Genomic DNA, 17,039 nt, shown 5'->3' on the forward strand with positions numbered 1-17,039 from the left:
CCTTCTGGTGCACTACCCCTGATTCCCGCATCGGTTGACGAGACATCAGGGGGCACAGTGACGCGACGTCGGCGGCGTTCGGCGGCGGGCAGACCGCTGTTCACGGTTCTCACGGCGTTCGGCGTACTGGCCGGTGCGGCCCTCGCGGGGGCGGCGCCGGCCGGTGCCGTACCGGCGGGCAGACGGATCGCGCCGGGCGTGACGTACCGGCAGTTCGACGTACGGGCGGCGGCGGGGACGGCCCACGCCCATCTGCTCACCGTCGACCTGGGTGATCCGCACGTACGCCTCGGCCTGTTGTATCCGGGCGCGGTGGCCGCGCGCGCGACCGTCTCCCGGATGGCCGACACGGCGGGCGCGGTCGCGGGCGTCAACGGCGACTTCTTCGACATCAGCGAGACCCAGCACCCCGGCGTCGAGGCGACGGGCGCGTCCGTGGGTCCGGCCGTCGCGGACGGGCGGGTGCTGAAGGCGGCGGTGCCGAAGGGCCAGCGGTTCGGGCCCGCGCTGCCGCCCGGTACGACGACGCAGGACGTCCTCGGTGTCGGCACCGACCGCCGCGCCCGGACGGACCGCCTCGCTCTCACCGGCTCCGTGCTCACCCCGGAGAAGCGGATCACGCTGCGGGGCCTCAACCAGTACGCACTGCCGCAGAACTCCGTGGGCGCCTTCACCTCACGCTGGGGCAGCGCCTCCCGGGCGCGTGCCGTCTGCGGCACCGACACCGACCGGGCGGCCGCGTGCAGCTCGGACACCCGTGAGGTGACCGTGCGGGACGGCCGGGTGGTGTCCGTCTCGGGCAAGCCGGGCAGCGGGCCGATCGGCGCCGGCAGCACGGTCCTGGTAGGACGCGAGAGCGGGGCGAAGGAACTGCGGAAGCTGTCCGTCGGCGACCCGGTGACGGTCACGCACGATCTGGTACCGGCCTCGGGCCGGGACCCGTTCGCGTTCGCGATCGGCGGCTACCCCGTGATGCGCGACGGCAAGCCGCTGTCCGGGCTGGACGACGCGACCTCGGCCGTGCGTACCGTCGTGGGCTTCTCGGACGGCGGGCACCGGATGCTGCTCCTCGCCCTGGACGGGGCGGCCGCGTACCGGAAGGGCATGACCGTCGCGGAGGAGGCGTCCACGCTGCGCGGACTGGGCGCGACCGACGCCTTCAATCTCGACGGCGGCGGCTCCTCGGAAATGGTCGCACGGAATTCCGGTGCACAGGCGGTGACCGTACGCAACCATCCCAGCGGCGGCGCGGAAAGGCCCGTGGCGAACGGCATCGGGGTTTTCTCGGCCTCCTGAGTTTCCCGCATCTCCCCTCGGCCTGAATTTCCTGGATCTCCCGTCGGCGCATCCCTCCCGCCCCGCGCGCGATAAGAGGGATCGACGCGGAAACGGGACACCTTTCCCCGCGGTCCCGGCTGTCGCGCGCGACGGCTTCGGCTTCCGCGCGCGGCGGGACCCGGCCCACGCGTGGCGCCGTTCCGGCTTCCGCGTGCGGTCGAGGACGCCCGCGCCGGTGTGGCCAAGACCCTCCTCCGCCTGTAGCCGATTCCGACGACAGGCCCACTCCGCGTTCCGCACGCGCATCGCGCCGGGCTTCCGGCCGGCACGGCGGCGCGCCCTTGCCCCCTCAGCGCCCGATGCGGCTCGCCACCCCCGGCGTGTGGGTCGTTCTGGTGACACGGAAGGTCGGTCGGAATTTCCCCGTCCTCCGATTCGAGTTGACTCCACCGATGCGCGAGACCAGTATCGGGACTGAGTCGCTTCGTCGACCGTGCGAGTTTCCGGGTCCTATGGCGCGGATTTTACGGCGCGTCGCTCCTTTCCCCTGGCGTGGTTGTCATTCCGACGCGTGGGCGAGCGAATCGGACCCGCTCCGCAGGAGGAGGGAAATCGATGAAAAAAGGAATTCTGGCGGCCGCGATAACGGCGGTGGTATCCGCAGGATCGACCGTCTGTCTCATCCCAGCCGCCCAGGCTTCCGCCGTTCCCACCGTTGCTCCTGCGGCATCATGCAGGCTTCAGGGCGGCGCGGTGAGCGGTAGCGGTTTCAATCCCAACCAGTCGTACAACGTGACGCGCAACGGAGCGTCGGTCTCCCGTGTCTCCGCGGGGGCGAAGGGGGACATCCAGGTCCAGGTCCCCGGGAACGGTCCCGTCTCCGTGGGCAGCGTCAAGTGCTCCGGTGCGGGCGGGGGTTCGGGCACCGGTGCGGGCGCGACGGGCGGAGCGGCGGAGGCGACCGCGAAGGGCACGGCCGCTGCCCAGCAGGCGGTGCGCAACGGCGCTTCCCAGGCGCAGGCCACGGCCATCGGCCGGCAGGCCGCACAAGCGGAGGCGCAGCGGCTCGGGTTGCCGCCCAACGTGGTGAACCAGGTGACGAACAACGTCACGAACATCGTCAACAACACCATCAACGGCGGCACGGGCAACACCATCGGTGGCACCCAGATCGGCGGCCAGGGCAACACCCAGGGCGGCACGCAGGGCGGGACCGGCAACACCCAGGGCGGGACCCAGGGCGGAACGGGTAACACCCAGGGCGGCACCCAGGGTGGCGGGACCGGCAACACCCAAGGCGGAACGCAGGGTGGCGGGACCGGCAGCACCCAGGGTGGCACTCAGGGCGGTGGCACCGGCAGCACCCAGGGCGGGACCCAAGGTGGCGGGACCGGCAGCACCCAGGGCGGCACACAGGGTGGCGGCACCGGCAACACCCAAGGCGGCACACAGGGTGGCGGGACCGGCAGCACCCAGGGCGGCACCCAGGGCGGTGGCACCGGCAACACCCAGGGCGGGACCCAAGGTGGCGGGACCGGCAGCACTCAAGGCGGAACGCAGGGTGGCGGCACGGGCAGCACCCAAGGCGGCACGCAAGGTGGCGGCACGGGCAGCACCCAAGGCGGCACGCAAGGTGGCGGGACCGGCAACACCCAAGGCGGAACGCAGGGTGGCGGCACCGGCAGCACCCAGGGCGGAACCCAGGGTGGGACCGAGACCGCTCCCGTCCCCAAGCCCATGACCTGAGGTGTGGGGTCGTGACTCCGCACCCCGCATCAGCAGCTGCGAAAGCAATACGCGCCATGCAAGAAAAAGGAAGGGAGCACGTCGTGCGGCTCAGTCGGAAGCAGCAGACAGCCACAGCAATCGTGTCGGTGGTCATCGCGGGAGGACTCGTCACCGTCGGATCCCCCGCAACAGCGGCGCCCGCACCGAGCGGCACAATCTCCAACGCTCAGGTGCTCGCCAAGGGCAACGTGCCGAAGGGTCTGAAGACCCTTCCGGAGAAGCCCCGGTGCACGAAGGACCGTCAGGGACGCACCGTCTGCAGGTCGAACAAGAAGCCCGGCAACACCCAGGGCGGAACCCAGGGCAGCGGTCGCGGCAACACCCAGGGCGGCACGCAGGGTGGCGGTCGCGGTAACACCCAGGGCGGCACCCAGGGTGGCGGCACCGGCAACACCCAAGGTGGCACGCAGGGCGGTGGCGGCGGCAACACCCAGGGCGGCACCCAGGGTGGCGGCACCGGCAACACCCAAGGCGGCACGCAGGGCGGTGGCGGCGGCAACACCCAGGGCGGGACCCAGGGTGGCGGTCGCGGCAACACCCAGGGCGGCACCCAGGGTGGCGGCACCGGCAACACCCAAGGCGGCACGCAGGGCGGTGGCGGCGGCAACACCCAGGGCGGAACGCAAGGTGGCGGCGGCGGCAACACCCAAGGTGGCACGCAGGGTGGCGGCGGCGGCAACACCCAGGGCGGAACGCAGGGCGGTGGCGGCGGCAACACCCAGGGCGGAACGCAGGGTGGCGGTCGCGGCAACACCCAGGGCGGAACCCAGGGCGGCGGCACCGGCAACACCCAGGGCGGCACCCAGGGCGGTGGCGGCGGCAACACCCAGGGCGGCACCCAGGGCGGCGGCACCGGAAACACCCAAGGCGGAACGCAGGGCGGTGGCGGCGGCAACACCCAAGGCGGAACGCAGGGTGGCGGTCGCGGCAACACCCAGGGCGGCACCCAGGGTGGCGGCACTGGAAACACCCAAGGCGGCACCCAGGGTGGCGGCACTGGAAACACCCAAGGCGGAACGCAGGGTGGCGGCACCGGTAACACCCAGGGCGGAACGCAGGGTGGCGGTGGCGGCAACACCCAGGGCGGAACGCAGGGCGGCGGCGGCAACACCCAGGGCGGCACGCAGGGCGGCGGCGGCGGCAACACCCAGGGCGGCACGCAGGGCGGCGGCGGCGGCAACACCCAAGGCGGGACCCAGGGTGGCGGTCGCGGCAACACCCAAGGCGGAACGCAGGGCGGTGGCACCGGTAACACCCAGGGCGGAACGCAGGGTGGCGGCGGCAACACCCAAGGCGGCACCCAGGGTGGCGGCGGCGGCAACACCCAAGGCGGCACCCAGGGTGGCGGCGGCGGCAACACCCAAGGCGGCACCCAGGGTTGACCGTCCCCTCGGATGAGATCCGCACCCCGTGGAGCGAAGCTGTGCTCCACGGGGTGCTCCGAGCTGGGGGTGCAAGGAGTGCGTATGGCGACCTCGCGCAGTACGACCCCGCGCAGAACATGTCTCGTGACCGCGGCCTCGGCCTGCGTCTGCTTCGCGGTGACAGCCGTCGCGAGCGCGGCGGGTGCCGCGAACGCCGGCGGCGTCCCGCGTCACACCGCTCCGGAAACGGCGACCACCGGGACCCCCGCCTCGACGCTCCGGTGCTACGCGACGCGGAACGCCCCGAAGTCGGTCGTGTGCTACCGCTTCTCCGCGAAGACCGAGTTCCGGCACGGCGAGCTGGTCTACGTCCCGATCCTCGTCCAGGTCCCCACGCCCGCGGCCCCGCCGCCCGTGACCGTCGTCGACAGCCTGAGCGACATCCGCCCGCACGGGTGACCCGGCCCGCGGGCTCACTCCATGGAGAAGTTGTCCAGTACGCCGCACTTCAGGGCGAGGCGCGTCAGGTCGGCCCTGCGGCGGGAGCCGCTCTTCCTGCGCAGCCGCTCCAGGTGCGTGTGCACGGTGTTCTCCGTGATGTCGAGCCTCATGGCGATCTCGCGGTCCGTCGCTCCGCTGGCGACCAGTTGCAGGATCTGCTTCTCACGGTCGGTGATGTGCGGCGGCGGGGTCGGCAGACTCCGGCCGGCGAGGCTGGCGCCGAAATAGCTCCGCCCGGACGCGACGGCGCGGATCGCGCGCACCAGTTCGGAGCCCTCGGTCTGCCGGCTCACATAGCCGCGCGCCCCGGCCTTGATGCACGGCACCGCGTCGGACTGCGCCTTCGAGGTGGACAGCACGATGACCGCGTACCCCTTGCGCTGCAGCTGGGCCACCTCGTCCGACGCCACCTGGCCGGAGGCCTGGAGATTGATGAGCACGACGATCTCCACGTCGTGCGCCTGCCGGATGAGTTCCTTCACGCTCTTGATGAAGAAGTTGATGCGCAGATCCGGCTGGGTGTTGATCGCCTGCGCGAGACCGAGCTGAAGCAGCGGCCAGTCGCAGACGACGGCCATGGACGTCACAGAAGAGCTCATCAGAAGCTCCAGCCTAGGCGGGGCCACCGGCCGTACGACGAGCGGAGCAGACGGTCGGTGGCCGCCGCCGTCTGCTCCAAGGCTCACCCGTCACCCGGGAGGCGGCACCCCTGAATGACCCGTTCGGGGGACGGCGGGAAGGCCCGCGGATCAGGGGCGCAGGCCGCTGACCAGCTGCGCGGTGGCGGTGAGCCCACTGTGGATGGTGGGGGCCATGCTCGTGCTGGCCAGATAGAAACCGAGCAGCACACAGACCAGGGCGTGGGAGAACTTCAGCGCGCCGTTGCGCATGAAGACCACGGCCAGGATCAGGAGCAGCAGCACCACAGAGATGGAAACAGCCATCGCAAACCTCCTCCGCCACGCCCGTTGAGCGGCGTTCGGCCGCAAGTGTGACGTAGCGGAGGGTTGGGCCGGGCGGCTGACATGTCCCCCATTCGTGTGATGTCAGCTGGACGGATGTGCGGCGGGAAAGCCGGCCGGCCCACGGCATGTCCGCCCGCGCGGCCGGGGCGTGCCGTGGGCCGGCCGTGGTCCGGCGTGGGTCAGGGCGCCTGGAGGTCCACCAGTGCGGCCACGGCCTCGCGGTGGGCGCCCGCGGTGCCGTAGGCGATCGAGTCGGCCTTGGCCCGCTTCAGGTAGAGGTGGATGGGGTGCTCCCAGGTCATGCCGATCCCGGCGTGCAGCTGCAGCGCCTCCTCGGCGGCGTGGACGGCGACGGGGGCCGCGTACGCCTGGGCGACGGCCACCGCGATGTCCGTGTCCTCGCCGGAGGACAGCGCGTCGGCGGCGTTGCGGGCGGCGGCCCGGAGGCTGACGACCTCGAGCCACAGCTGCGCGAGCCGGTGTTTGATCGCCTGGAAACCGCCGACGGGCCGGTTGAACTGCTTGCGCTCCTTCAGGTACCGGACCGTCTCCGTCAGCGCCCAGTCCGCGAGCCCGGACTGCTCGGAGGCGAGCAGTCCGGCGGCGGCGCGCAGGGCACGCCGTACGGCCGGTCCGGCGTCGCCGACGCGGCGGCCGGGGGCACCGTCGAGGGTGACGACGGCGAGCGGGCGGGTCAGGTCCAGCGAGGGCTGCGGGGTGACGGTCACCGCGCCGGCGTCGACGGCGTACAGGCCGCCGTCCTCGGCGGGGACGAGCAGGACGTCGGCGGCGGCCGCGTCCGCGATGCCGGTCAGCTCGCCGCGCAGGGTGCCGTTCTCCAGCGTCGCGGCGGGGAAGCCGGCGCCGGGGGCGGTGTGCAGGGCGACCGCGAGCACGCCGATGGTGCGCCCGGTGGCGAGGCGGCCCAGCAGTTCCTCGTCCGCGCAGGCGAGCAGGGCCTCGGTGGCCACGACCGCGCTGGTCAGGTACGGCACGGGGGCGACCGCGCGGCCCAGCTCCTCCAGGACCACGGCCACCTCGCGGTGGGTGGCGCCCTGGCCGCCGAGGGCCTCGGGGATCAGCAGCCCGGCGAGGCCCATGCCGTCGGCGAGGGACTTCCACAGGGCGAGGTCGTGCGGGGTGGCGGACTCGGTGCGGGCGATCACGCCGGCGGCGTCGCAGTGGTCCCCGAGCAGGTCCCGGACGGCGGCGCGCAGCGCCTCTTCCTCCTCCGAGTACAGCAGGTCGGGTTCGGCGCTCGGTGTGCCCGGCGCGTGGGTCGTGCTCATCGGGCGAGGTCCTTCCAGGCGACGTCCTTGTCGGTGCGCGGTTCGGCGGGCAGGCCGAGGACGCGCTCGGCGACGATGTTGAGCAGGACCTCGCTGGTCCCGCCCTCGATGCTGTTGCCCTTGGAGCGCAGGTAGCGGTAGCCGGCGTCGCGGCCGGTGAAGTCGACCAGCTCGGGGCGGCGCATGGTCCAGTCGTCGTACAGCAGGCCCTCCTCGCCGCGGAGTTCGACCTCGAGGCCGCTGATCTCCTGGTTGAGGCGGGCGAAGGCGAGCTTCATCCCGGAGCCCTCGTAGCCGGGCTGGCCGGCGGCGAGCTGCTGGCGCAGGCGCTCGGCGGTGAGGCGGGAGACCTCGGCCTCCACCCAGAGCCTGACGAGCCGTTGGTGCAGGTCGTGGGTGCGCAGTGCGGGGCGTTCGCGCCACGTCCTGGACACCGGGCCGATCATGCCGCCCTCGCGGGGCAGCCGCATGCCGCCGATGGAGACGCGCTCGTTCATCAGCGTGGTCTGCGCGACCCGCCAGCCGTCGCCGACCTCGCCGAGGCGGTGGGCGTCGGGGATGCGGACGCCGGTGAGGAAGACCTCGTTGAACTCGGCCTCGCCGGTGATCTGGCGCAGCGGCCGCACGTCGACGCCGGGGTCGGTCATGTCGCAGATGAAGTAGGTGATGCCGGCGTGCTTGGGGACGCCCGGGTCGGTGCGGGCGATGAGGATGGCCCAGCGGGCAAGGTGGGCGCTGGAGGTCCACACCTTCTGCCCGTTCACCGTCCAGTCGCCGCCGTCCTCGCGGACGGCGCGGGTGCCGAGCGCGGCGAGGTCGGAGCCGGCGCCGGGCTCGCTGAACAGCTGGCACCAGACCTCCTCCCCCGTCCACAGGGGGCGCAGGAAGCGCCGCTTCTGCTCGTCGGTGCCGTAGCGCAGGATGGTTGGCGCGGCCATGCCGAGGCCGATGCCGATGCGCCGGGGGTCGTTGTCGGGGGCGTCCGCGGCGGCCAGCGCGGCGTCCACGACGGTCTGGAGCGCGCGGGGGGCGCCGAGGCCGCCGAGGCCCTCCGGGTAGTGCACCCAGGCGAGGCCGGCGTCGAAGCGGGCCCGGAGGAACTCCAGGCGGTCCGTGGTCGCGGGCGGGTGTGCGGCGAGCAGCTCGGCGGTGCGGCGCTCGAGTTCGGCTGCGTCGGTCATGCCGTCTCTCCCTTCCCCACGAGCACGGCCACCCGGCCGGTGGTGACGCCGTCGGCGACGCGCTGCACGGCGGCGGCCGCCTGGTCCAGCGTCACGCGCTCGCTCACCAGCGGCAGAATCGCGCCGCGCGCGGCGAGCTCGGTCAGCTGCTCGTGGCAGTGCTGGACCAGCGCGGGGTTCTTGGTGTTGTACAGGCCCCAGTGGAGGCCCAGGATCGAGTAGTTCTTCACCAGCGCGTGGTTGAGCGCCGGGGCCGGGATGGTGCCGCCGGCGAAGCCGACGACCACGATCCGGCCCTCGAACGCGACCGTCTTGGCGGACTGGGTGTAGGCCTCGCCGCCGACGGGGTCGTACACCACGTCGGCGCCGCGTCCGCCGGTGGCCTCCTTGACGGCCGCGACGACGTCCTCGGTGTGCCGGTCGACGAGCACGTCGCAGCCGAGGTCCCGGGCGACGGCGGCCTTGGCCGCGCCGCCCACGACGCCGATGACGCGCGCCCCGGCCGCCTTGCCGAGCTGCACGGCCGCGCTGCCGACACCGCCGGCGGCGGCGTGCACCAGCAGGGTCTCCCCCGCCTGGAGGTGCGCCCTGCGGTGCAGGCCGAACCAGCCGGTCTGGTAGCCGATGTGCAGCGCGGCGGCCTCGGCGTCGTCCAGCGAGTCGGGCGCGGGCAGCAGGGCGCGGGCGTCGGCGACGGCGTACTCGGCGAAACCGCCGTACGGCAGGGCCGGGTTGGCGATCACGCGGCGGCCGTCCTCGGTCTCCGCGCAGATCTCCACGCCGGGCGTGAACGGCAGCGGCGGGCGGATCTGGTACTGGCCCCGGCACAGCAGCGCGTCCGGGAAGTTGATGTTGGCCGCACGCACCCGCAGCAGCACCTGGCCGTCACCGGGCGTGGGCCGCTCCACCTCGGCCAGGCGCATCACCTCGCCCGGCTCGCCGTTCTCGTGCACTTGCCATGCCTGCATGCGGGGCCTCCACGGGACTGCTTCGTCTGACCGGGTTCCGACCGCATACTAAGCGGTCGCTTGTCGATCAGGGAACAGGGAATTCAGTCGAGCCGATCACGTGCGGCGGGCCGCGTCCGTACGTGCATCCGCTCGCCCTGCGGCCCGAACAGGCTCAGGAACTCCACGGGCCCCTCCCCCGTGGACCCGAACCAGTGCGGCACCCGCGTGTCGAACTCGGCCGCCTCCCCCGCCGCCAGCACCACGTCGTGCTCGCCGAGCACCAGCCGCAGCCGGCCCGCCAGCACGTACAGCCACTCGTACCCCTCGTGGGTGCGCAGGTCGGGCTCCTGATCGCGCCGCGGTTCGACGACCTTGAAGGCCTGGAGGCCGCCCGGCTGCCGGGTCAGCGGCCAGAAGGTGCGGCCGCCCCGCTGCACGGGCTTGGCCTTCACCCGGGGGTCGTCCGGCCGCCGGGACCCGACCAGTTCGTCCAGCGGCACCTGGTGCGCGCGGGCGATCGGCAGCAACAGTTCCAGGCTGGGCCTGCGCAGGCCCGACTCCAGCCGCGACAGGGTGCTGACGGAGATGCCGGTGGCCTCGGACAGCGCGGTCAGCGTCACCTCGCGCTCCTTGCGGATCCGCCGCAGCCGGGGGCCGACTCCCGCCAGGACGTCCTGGGTGCTCCCGGCGACGGTGTCCTCGCCGCCGCCTCCGTCACCGCCTGCGCCCCGGTGCCCCTTGCCGCCGTGGCCGTGGCCGTGGCCACCGGTCCCGCCACTCCCGCCGCCCTCGCCACTCCCGCCGCTCTTGCCACTCCCGCCGCTCTTGCCACTCATGTCACCCTCGCCACCCGTGCCACCCTCGCCGCCCCTGTCACTCATGCCGGTATTGCAGAACCGGCAAAGCCGTTTGTCAATGCGGCAGACCGCGGGCGGCCTCCCGGCCGCGTGCGGGACACGGGCCCCGGGGCGTACGGCGGCACGGTCACGCGCACGCGGGGATGTGGCCGCGGCGCCCGCGGTGCACCATGGCTGCATGCTGCTGACCCGGCTCGCGGAGGTGTCCCGGGAGGTCGCCGCCACGGCGGCGCGGACCCGCAAGACCGCCCTGCTCGCGGAGCTGTTCAAGGACGCGGAGCCGGACGACGTGCCGGTCGTGATCCCGTACCTCGCCGGACGGCTGCCCCAGGGCAGGATCGGCGTCGGCTGGAAGGTGCTGAGCCGTCCCGTGGCGCCGGCCTCGGAGCCGTCCCTCACGGTGCGGCGGACCGACGCCCTGCTCGGCGAGCTGGGCGCGGTGTCCGGGCCGGGCTCCCAGGCGGAGCGGGCCCGGATCGTCGGCGAGCTCATGGGCGCGGCCACCGAGGACGAACAGCACTTCCTGCGCGGCCTGCTCACCGGCGAGGTCCGCCAGGGCGCCCTGGACGCGGTCGCCGTGGAGGGGCTCGCGCGGGCGACCGGCGCGGATCCGGCGGACGTCAGGCGGGCGGTGATGCTCGCCGGGTCGCTGGAGACGGTGGCCCGGCAACTGCTGGCCGAGGGACCCGGGGCGCTCGGCGCGTTCCGGCTGTCCGTGGGCAGCCCGGTGCTGCCGATGCTGGCGCGGAGCGCGTCCTCGGTCGCGGAGGCGGTGGAGAAGCTGGGCGCGTGCGCGGTCGAGGAGAAGCTGGACGGCATCCGGGTCCAGGTCCACCGGGACGGCGGCACGGTGCGGATCCACACCCGCACGCTGGACGACATCACCGACCGGCTGCCGGAAGTGAGCACCGCCGCGCTGGCGTTGCCGGGCAAGCGGTTCATCCTGGACGGCGAGGTGCTGTCGTTCGGGCCGGACGGCCGGCCCCGTTCCTTCCAGGAGACGGCGGGCCGGGTCGGCTCCCGGGTGGACGTGGCGCGGGCCGCCGGGGAGGTCCCGGTCTCCCCCGTCTTCTTCGACGTGCTGTCCGTGGACGGCCGGGACCTGCTCGACCTCCCCTTCACCGAGCGGCACGCGGAGCTGGCCGCGCTGGTGCCCGAGCCGATGCGGGTGCGCCGGACCCTGGTGTCCGGCCCCGGGGACGTCCCCGGGGCGGAGCGATTCCTCGCCGACACCCTGGCGCGCGGCCACGAGGGGGTCGTGGTCAAGAGCCTGGACGCCCCGTACAGCGCGGGCCGGCGCGGTGCGTCCTGGCTGAAGGTCAAGCCCGTGCACACGCTCGACCTCGTGGTGCTGGCCGCCGAGTACGGGCACGGCCGCCGCACCGGGAAGCTGTCCAACCTCCACCTCGGCGCGCGCACCCCGGACGGCGGTTTCGCGATGCTCGGCAAGACCTTCAAGGGCATGACCGACGCGATGCTCGCGTGGCAGACGCTGCGGCTGCGGGAGCTGGCCGTCGAGGACGACGGCCGGGTGGTCACCGTACGGCCGGGACTCGTCGTCGAGATCGCCTACGACGGCCTCCAGCGCTCCTCGCGCTACCCGGCCGGCGTCACCCTGCGCTTCGCGCGCGTGGTCCGCTACCGCGAGGACAAGCGGCCGGAGGAAGCCGATACGGTGGAGGCCCTGCTGGCGGCCCACCCGGAGGTCACACCGTGACGGTGCGTTCGACGAAGCGCAGCGCTGGACTGCTGTTGTTCCGGCACACCGGTGAGGGGCTGGAGGTGTTGCTCGGCCATATGGGCGGCCCGTTCTTCGCGAAGAAGGACGCGGGGGCGTGGACCGTGCCCAAGGGCGAGTACGAGCCGGACGAGCCCGCCTGGGAGGCGGCCCGGCGGGAGTTCCAGGAGGAGCTGGGGCTGACGCCGCCCGACGGGAAGGCTCTGCCGCTGGGCGAGATCGCCCAGTCCAGCGGCAAGATCGTCACCGCCTGGGCGGTCGAGGTCGACCTGGACCCGGAGACGATCACTCCCGGCACCTTCACGATGGAGTGGCCCCCGCGTTCCGGCAGGATCCAGGAGTTCCCCGAGCTGGACCGGGTGGCGTGGTTCGGGCTCGACAGGGCCCGTGAGCTGATGGTCACGGGGCAGAGCGCTTTCCTCGGCCGGCTGACGGACCTGCTGGGCTGACGGCCGGCGCACCGGGCCGGGGCCTGGGCACCTTGCCGGGGCCGGGCACCCGGCCGGAGCTGGACACCGGGCCGGGGCCGAGTACCTTGCCGGAGCTGGACACCGGGCCGGGCACCCGGTCGGGCGGGGGCGGGTGGTCCGGCCGGCTCACCCGGCCGGTGAGCGCCTGGGCCGAACAGACGATCACACGTTGCGGGCGGGCCCCCGGCGCGCGAAGGTCGAGAAACAGCGCGCCCCAGGGAGGTCGGCCATGCCCATCGCTACGGTGAATCCGGCGAACGGCGAGACGCTCGAGACGTTCGAGCCCATGGGCGAGGAGGAACTGGAACGCCGGCTCCAACTGGCCGAGGCCACCTTCCGCACCTACCGCACGACCCCGTTCGCCGAGCGCGCCCGCCTGCTGAACAGGGCCGCCGGCCTGCTGGACGAGGACCTGCCCGAGATCGCCCGGGTCATGACCACCGAGATGGGCAAGCCGGTCGCCCAGGCCCGCGCGGAGGCCGCCAAGTGCGCCATGGCCATGCGCTGGTACGCCGAGCACGCCAGGCGGCTGCTCGCCGAGAAGGTGCCGTCCGAGACGGACGTGCGGGACTCCGGCGCCTCCCGGGTGCGGATCACCTACCGCCCGATCGGCCCGGTGCTCGCGGTGATGCCCTGGAACTTCCCGCTCTGGCAGGTCGTCCGCTTCGCCGCGCCCGCGCTGATGGCGGGCAACGTGGGCCTGCTCAAGCACGCCTCGAACGTGCCGCAGACCGCGCTGTACCTGGAGGACCTCTTCCACCGGGCGGGCTTCCCCGAAGGCTGCTTCCAGACCCTGCTGATCGGCTCGGGCGCGGTCGACGGCGTCCTGCGCGACGAGCGGGTCAAGGCGGCCACCCTGACCGGCAGCGAGCCGGCCGGGCGCGCGGTCGCCTCCACCGCCGGCGAGATGATCAAGAAGACGGTGCTGGAGCTGGGCGGCAGCGACCCGTTCATCGTGATGCCCTCCGCCGACGTCGACCGGGCGGCGCGGGTGGCGGTGACCGCGCGGGTGCAGAACAACGGGCAGTCGTGCATCGCCGCCAAGCGGTTCATCGTGCACAGCGAGGTGTACGACGCCTTCGTGGAAAAGTTCGTCGCGGGGATGAGGGCGCTGAAGGTCGGCGATCCGCTGGAGGAGTCGACGGAGGTCGGTCCGCTCGCCACCGAACAGGGCCGGGCCGACGTGGAGGAACTGGTCGACGACGCGAAGCGGAGCGGCGCCGACGTGCTGTGCGGCGGTGACCGCCCCGAGGGGCCCGGCTGGTACTACCCGCCGACCGTGCTCGCCGGGGTCACCCGCGAGATGCGCATCCACCGGGAGGAGGCGTTCGGTCCGGTCGCCACGGTGTACCGGGTCGACGACCTGGACGACGCGCTGCTGATCGCCAACGACTCACCGTTCGGCCTGAGTTCGAACGTGTGGACGCGGGACGAGCACGAGATCGAGCGCTGCGCCCGGGACCTGGAGGCGGGCGGCGTGTTCGTGAACGGGATGACGTCCTCGTACCCGGCGTTCCCGTTCGGCGGGGTGAAGCGGTCGGGCTACGGGCGCGAGCTGTCGGCCGAGGGGATCCGCGAGTTCTGCAACATCACCACGGTCTGGCAGGGCGCCTGAGCGAGGCACCGCCCGGACCGGAACGGCACACGAAGGCCGCACCGAAGGCCGCACCGCCGCGGGCCCGGGCGACGCGCCACGGCTCCCCCGGGCGCGGCACCGCGGCGGCACCGGGGCCGCACCACGGCCGGGCCGCGCACCGGGTCGCGGTGGACGCGCGGGCCGGGTGACGCGATTCCGCCGGGATCGGCACGGCAGGCCCTAGCATCCCCTGTGTGAACCGCGAAGTGACTCTGCCTCTGATCGTCGACGACCGTGGGACCCTGCAGGTGGCAGCCGCCGATGTGAGCGGGCTGCTGCGGAACCTGGGGGCGCGATGGCTGCATCTCGTCGAGGCCGGGGAGCAGAGGCTCGACGAGGACACGGTCGCCGCGCTGACCATCGAGCTGGCGAAGCTGGCGGACCGCATCGACGTGGCGTGCATCGCGCACAGCAGCGGAGCCCCGTGACCGGTCGACGGCGACGCCGGGGCGGACGTGCGCCGGTGGTTCCCCGTCACCCCCGCGGGGCCGTGCGGGCCCTCTCCGGCACCTCCCCGGGGCTTCCCGGGTTGAGGCCGGTCCTGGTGCCCCACAGGGCCGTTGGCCTGCGGGAAGAGTGACCGTCGGCCAAAGCTGTCGCTGTCCGTCGTCCCCGGTTCGGAGTAATCCGGCGCGAGATCGTCGCCCTCCCGGGTGAGTCTGAATGGACCACCCACTGACCGGTGGGCGAAGGCCCGCCGGACGGCGAAAGCAGGGACGGCTCATGGCGACTTTGTGCAGACCCTCGGTGTCCGTACCCGAGCACGTGATCACGATGGAGGACACGCTGCAGCTCGCGCGTGAGCGGCACGCGGACCACCCGCAGCTTCCGCTGGCCCTCCGGCTGATCGAGAACACCGGAGTGCGCACCCGGCACATCGTGCAGCCCATCGAAGAGACCCTGAAGCACCCCGGGTTCGAGCAGCGCAACAAGATGTACGAGGCCGAGGCCAAGGCCCGGGTCCCCGCGGTGATCCAGCGGGCGCTCGACGACGCGGAGGTCCTCAACTCCGACATCGACGTCATCATCTACGTGTCGTGCACGGGCTTCATGATGCCCTCGCTCACCGCGTGGCTGATCAACGAGATGGACTTCTCCAGCACCACGCGACAGCTCCCCATCGCCCAGCTGGGCTGCGCGGCCGGCGGTGCGGCCATCAACCGGGCGCACGACTTCTGTTCGGCCTACCCCGAGGCCAACGCGCTCATCGTGGCCTGCGAGTTCTGCTCGCTGTGCTACCAGCCCACCGACCTCGGCGTCGGCTCGCTGCTGTCCAACGGCCTGTTCGGCGACGGCATCGCGGCCGCCGTGGTGCGCGGACAGGGCGGCACGGGCGTACGGCTGGAGCGCAACGGGTCGTACCTGATCCCGAAGACGGAGGACTGGATCGCGTACGACGTCCGGGACACCGGCTTCCACTTCCTGCTGGACAAGCGGGTGCCCACCACGATGGAGCCGCTCGCCCCGGCGCTCCAGGACCTCGCGGGCGAGCACGGCTGGAACGCCTCCGAGCTGGACTTCTACATCATCCACGCGGGCGGCCCCCGAATACTCGACGACCTGAGCAAGTTCCTCAAGGTCGAGCCGCACGCGTTCCGGTTCAGCCGGTCCACGCTCACCGAGTACGGCAACATCGCGAGCGCCGTCGTGCTCGACGCCCTGCGCCGGCTGTTCGACGAGGGCGGGGCCGAGAACGGGGCCCGCGGACTGCTGGCCGGCTTCGGCCCCGGCATCACCGCCGAGATGACCGTCGGCCGCTGGGTCAACCAGGACTGAGGCGATGTCATGACTGAAGAGACGCTCGTCGAGAGCGGACCCGAGCCCGGCGGTTCCGGGCCCCCGGTCCGGCAGTGGCCGGCGTTCGACCTGCTGGGGACGGACTTCGACCCGGTGCTGAGCGAGCTGATGCGCGAGGGCCCGGTCACCCGTATCGAACTGCCCAACGGCGAGGGCTGGGCCTGGCTGGTCACCCGGTACGACGACGTACGGACGGTGGCCAACGACCCCCGCTTCAGCCGCGAGGCGGTCATGGACCACCCGGTGACGCGGCTCGCGCCGCACTTCATCCCGGACCGGGGCGCGGTCGGCTTCCTCGATCCGCCCGACCACACCCGGCTGCGCCGGGCGGTGGCCCCCGCGTTCACGGCGAAGGGGGTGGAGCGGGTCCGGGAGAAGGTGCGCGGCACGCTGGACGGGCTCGTGGACCTCCTCCTGCGGGACGGACCGCCCGCCGACCTGACCGCCGCGGTGCTCAGCCCGTTCCCGATCGCGGTGATCTGCGAGGTCATGGGCGTGCCGGCCGTCGACCGCGGCGCCATGCACGACTGGACCCAGCAGATCCTGTCCTCCACGCACGGCAAGGAGGTCAGCGAGCGGGCGAAGCGCGAGATGAGCGCCTACTTCGCCGGCCTCGTCGGGCGGCGCGACGGCAGCACCTCCGAGGACGTCACCTCGCTGCTCGGCTCCGCCGTGGGCCGGGGCGAGGTCGCGCTGGAGGAGGCCGTCGGACTCGCCGTCCTCCTCCAGATCGGCGGCGAGGCGGTCACGAACAACAGCGGGCAGCTCTTCTACCTGCTGCTGACCCGACCCGACCTGGCCGGACGCCTGCGCGACGAACCGGAGGTCCGGCCCCGGGCAATCGACGAACTGCTGCGCTACATCCCGCACCGCAACGCCGTCGGCCTGTCCCGGATCGCGACGCAGGACGTGGAGATCAGGGGCCATCTGATCCGCGCCGGTGAGGCGATCTACGTCTCCTATCTGGCCGCCAACCGCGACCCGGACGTCTTCCCCGACCCGGAGACGATCGACTTCTCCCGCACCCCCAACCCGCATGTGTCGTTCGGCTTCGGACCGCACTACTGCCCGGGCGGCCAGCTCGCCCGCATGGAGTCGGAGCTGCTGGTCGACGCGCTGCTGGACCGGGTGCCCGGCCTGAGGCTGGCCGTCCCGCCCGACCAGGTGCCCTTCAGGAAGGGCGCGTTGATCCGCGGGCCCGAGGCCCTGCCGGTGACGTGGTGAG

Annotated in this window: 16 protein-coding genes; 10 read left to right on the plus strand and 6 right to left on the minus strand. The window is 73.0% G+C overall.

Features of this window, described 5'->3' with window-relative positions; genetic code table 11:
- Nucleotides 1–57: 57 nt before the first annotated feature.
- From ACIPRD_RS14210 to ACIPRD_RS14225, 4 genes are all read left to right on the plus strand, one after another.
- Entirely contained in the window at nucleotides 58–1,296 is a 1,239-nt protein-coding gene (locus ACIPRD_RS14210) for a phosphodiester glycosidase family protein (protein WP_401562962.1), read from the plus strand.
- Nucleotides 1,297–2,031: 735 nt separating this feature from the next.
- The gene (locus ACIPRD_RS14215; RefSeq protein ID WP_401562964.1) at nucleotides 2,032–3,024 is read left to right on the plus strand and encodes a hypothetical protein; all 993 of its coding nucleotides are present in this window, start codon (nucleotides 2,032–2,034) and stop codon (nucleotides 3,022–3,024) included.
- 83 nt (nucleotides 3,025–3,107) lie between these two features.
- A complete protein-coding gene (locus ACIPRD_RS14220; RefSeq protein ID WP_401562966.1) occupies nucleotides 3,108–4,448 on the plus strand; it encodes a hypothetical protein in 1,341 nt (446 codons plus the stop codon).
- An 84-nt stretch (nucleotides 4,449–4,532) separates the two neighbouring features.
- Nucleotides 4,533–4,889, plus strand: a complete 357-nt coding sequence (locus tag ACIPRD_RS14225; protein ID WP_401562968.1) for a hypothetical protein — start codon at nucleotides 4,533–4,535, stop codon at nucleotides 4,887–4,889.
- 14 nt (nucleotides 4,890–4,903) lie between these two features.
- Here the strand turns inward: ACIPRD_RS14225 and ACIPRD_RS14230 are convergent, their stop codons facing one another.
- The 6 genes from ACIPRD_RS14230 to ACIPRD_RS14255 form a co-directional block, all read right to left on the minus strand.
- Nucleotides 4,904–5,530: a response regulator transcription factor gene (locus ACIPRD_RS14230; protein WP_356403587.1), complete on the minus strand. Its 627-nt coding sequence runs from the start codon at nucleotides 5,528–5,530 to the stop codon at nucleotides 4,904–4,906.
- A gap of 150 nt (nucleotides 5,531–5,680) precedes the next feature.
- The gene (locus tag ACIPRD_RS14235; RefSeq protein ID WP_356403584.1) at nucleotides 5,681–5,875 is read right to left on the minus strand and encodes a hypothetical protein; all 195 of its coding nucleotides are present in this window, start codon (nucleotides 5,873–5,875) and stop codon (nucleotides 5,681–5,683) included.
- A gap of 200 nt (nucleotides 5,876–6,075) precedes the next feature.
- Nucleotides 6,076–7,185 carry an acyl-CoA dehydrogenase family protein gene (locus ACIPRD_RS14240; protein ID WP_401562971.1) on the minus strand — a complete coding sequence of 370 codons (1,110 nt, stop codon included), beginning with the start codon at nucleotides 7,183–7,185 and terminating at the stop codon, nucleotides 6,076–6,078.
- Entirely contained in the window at nucleotides 7,182–8,366 is a 1,185-nt protein-coding gene (locus ACIPRD_RS14245) for an acyl-CoA dehydrogenase family protein (protein WP_356403578.1), read from the minus strand. Before ACIPRD_RS14245 ends, ACIPRD_RS14240 begins: the two co-directional genes overlap by 4 nt.
- Entirely contained in the window at nucleotides 8,363–9,334 is a 972-nt protein-coding gene (locus tag ACIPRD_RS14250; RefSeq protein WP_401562972.1) for an NADPH:quinone oxidoreductase family protein, read from the minus strand. The genes ACIPRD_RS14245 and ACIPRD_RS14250 overlap by 4 nt, the downstream gene beginning before the upstream one ends.
- An 83-nt stretch (nucleotides 9,335–9,417) precedes the next feature.
- The gene (locus tag ACIPRD_RS14255) at nucleotides 9,418–9,984 is read right to left on the minus strand and encodes a helix-turn-helix domain-containing protein (protein WP_401563192.1); all 567 of its coding nucleotides are present in this window, start codon (nucleotides 9,982–9,984) and stop codon (nucleotides 9,418–9,420) included.
- Nucleotides 9,985–10,351: 367 nt separating this feature from the next.
- On the opposite strand from ACIPRD_RS14255, the gene ACIPRD_RS14260 reads away from it, so the two are divergent.
- The 6 genes from ACIPRD_RS14260 to ACIPRD_RS14285 all read left to right on the plus strand — a co-directional run bounded on the left by ACIPRD_RS14260 (nucleotide 10,352) and on the right by ACIPRD_RS14285 (nucleotide 17,038).
- A complete protein-coding gene (locus ACIPRD_RS14260; protein WP_401562973.1) occupies nucleotides 10,352–11,890 on the plus strand; it encodes an ATP-dependent DNA ligase in 1,539 nt (512 codons plus the stop codon).
- On the plus strand, nucleotides 11,887–12,360 hold the full coding sequence (locus ACIPRD_RS14265; RefSeq protein ID WP_401562975.1) for an NUDIX domain-containing protein: 474 nt from the start codon (nucleotides 11,887–11,889) through the stop codon (nucleotides 12,358–12,360). The genes ACIPRD_RS14260 and ACIPRD_RS14265 overlap by 4 nt, the downstream gene beginning before the upstream one ends.
- Nucleotides 12,361–12,610: 250 nt before the next feature.
- Entirely contained in the window at nucleotides 12,611–13,996 is a 1,386-nt protein-coding gene (locus tag ACIPRD_RS14270) for an NADP-dependent succinic semialdehyde dehydrogenase (protein ID WP_401562977.1), read from the plus strand.
- 215 nt (nucleotides 13,997–14,211) lie between these two features.
- Nucleotides 14,212–14,445, plus strand: a complete 234-nt coding sequence (locus ACIPRD_RS14275) for a DUF6213 family protein (RefSeq protein WP_356403563.1) — start codon at nucleotides 14,212–14,214, stop codon at nucleotides 14,443–14,445.
- Between the two features lie 295 nt (nucleotides 14,446–14,740).
- Nucleotides 14,741–15,793 (plus strand): type III polyketide synthase, encoded by a 1,053-nt coding sequence (locus tag ACIPRD_RS14280; RefSeq protein ID WP_356403560.1) that lies wholly within the window; start codon nucleotides 14,741–14,743, stop codon nucleotides 15,791–15,793.
- Nucleotides 15,794–15,802: 9 nt separating this feature from the next.
- Nucleotides 15,803–17,038 (plus strand): cytochrome P450, encoded by a 1,236-nt coding sequence (locus tag ACIPRD_RS14285; protein ID WP_356403557.1) that lies wholly within the window; start codon nucleotides 15,803–15,805, stop codon nucleotides 17,036–17,038.
- Nucleotide 17,039: the final 1 nt, after the last annotated feature.

It is taken from the genome of Streptomyces sp. NPDC090108, from assembly GCF_044747185.1.
GTDB lineage: Bacteria > Actinomycetota > Actinomycetes > Streptomycetales > Streptomycetaceae > Streptomyces.